1 protein-coding gene is annotated in these 1671 nt (G+C 65.2%); it reads left to right on the top strand.

The genetic code is table 11. The annotated features are described in order from the left end of the window. The first annotated feature begins 413 nt into the window (after nt 1-413). Nucleotides 414-1643, top strand: coding sequence for an IS110 family transposase (locus ACFWPK_RS34520; RefSeq protein ID WP_378923068.1), 1230 nt, complete (start codon nt 414-416; stop codon nt 1641-1643). The last annotated feature ends 28 nt before the right edge of the window (nt 1644-1671 follow it).

Genomic DNA, 1671 nt, shown 5'->3' with positions numbered 1-1671 from the left:
GCGAGGCTGAGCGTGGGTGCGATGGGTCGATCGTTCGCGGCGTGACCGGGTGACTCTTTCGATATCTCCTAGGGCGATCGACCCTTCACACAAGGCTTAGAGCGCCCGGTCAGGCTGGACTTATCTGCCAGTCGCGGGCTGAGAGCTGATTCGCTGTCCGGTCCGGTCCGGCCGCGCGCACCGATACGAATTGCTCGTGGTTCGAGCCTGCTTGCACGATCAGACACCCCATCTTCTGAGAGCTTCGAGCTCTTGCAGAGACCGGTGCCGTGCAGGTGCGCTGGGATCGCGAACAGCTCATCGGAGGCAAGCCCACAGAGGCTCGTAAGTAGGGCGCTGCGCGTTCTCGCCGAGGTCTTGGACCTGCGGAAACACTCGACACGAGGGAGGTCGGAATGCACTGATACTGCGGAATCGACTGGGCCGAAGACCATCACGACATCGCGATCGTCGATCATGACGGAAAGCTCGTGTCCAAGAAGCGGATTGCTGACGACCCGTCTGGTCTCGCTGAACTTACGGCTGTGCTGACCGAGGCCGGCGACACCGCGGAGGACCCGATTCCCGTCGCGATCGAAACCCCACGTGGGCTGATGGTCGCCGCGCTGCGCGCTAGCGGACGCGCCGTCTACTCGATCAACCCGATGGCCGTCGCCCGCTACCGCGAACGCCATTCCATGGCTCGCGCCAAATCCGATCATGTCGACGCCATGACCCTTGCCAACATCATCCGCGTCGACGGCGAATACCACCGTTCGCTGCCCGCTGACAGCGAACTCGTCCAGGCCATCGCGGTTTTGGCGCGCGCCCAGCAAGACGCGGTCTGGCGACGCACCAAGGCCAGCAACGAGCTGCGGTCGCTGCTGCGCGAGTACTACCCGGCGTTCTTGGCAACCTTCGCCGGAAAATCGGCCACCAACCTGGCCAAGCCCGAGGCTCGCGCCGTTCTGGCAATCGCACCGACGCCCGCGCACGCGGCCAAACTCACCAAGACCAGGGTCGCCGCCGCGCTGCGCCGTGCCGGACGCCAGCGTGGAGTCGATGCTCTGGCCGCCGAGATCGTCGATGGCCTGCGCACCCCACAGATGAGGCAACCGAACCTGGTCGAGAAGGCTAGAGGCCGCCAGGCCCTCGCCCTGCTCGCAACCTTGGACGCTGGATGCTTGGGCGCTGACGACCTGGAGCAGGCCGCGGCCGAGGAGTTTCGCAAGCACCCCGACTACGCCATCGTGACCAGCTTTCCCGGGCTGGCCGATCTCACCGGCGCCAGGGTTCTCGCCGAGATCGGTGATGACCGAGGAAGATTCGCTAATGATCGAGCGCTGAAGGCCTACGCCGGATCCGCGCCCGTCACCCGGGCATCGGGCAAGTCGATCTCCATCACCCACCGGCGCATCAAGAACGACCGTCTGGCCGCTGCTGGTTGGGCCTGGGCCTTCTCCGCAATGGCCAACCCCAGCCCGGCCCGCGTCCACTATCTGCGTCGGCGGGCAGGCGGCGACCGGCACGCGGCCGCGTTGCGCCATCTGTTCAACAAGATGCTTGGCCAGCTTCACCACTGCCTCCAATCCGGTCAGTCCTTCGATCCGACAAAAGCATTCGGGCCCTTCCCCGACACGCCTCCGACACGCGCTGCGGCTTGACTCCTAAAACCATCGGAGGTCTTGTGTG

The organism is Nocardia sp. NPDC058519, assembly GCF_042719755.1.
In the GTDB taxonomy this organism is placed as follows: Bacteria; Actinomycetota; Actinomycetes; order Mycobacteriales; family Mycobacteriaceae; genus Nocardia.
Note: the sequence above shows the minus strand (reverse complement) of the source record. Positions and strands in the feature narration are given on the sequence as shown.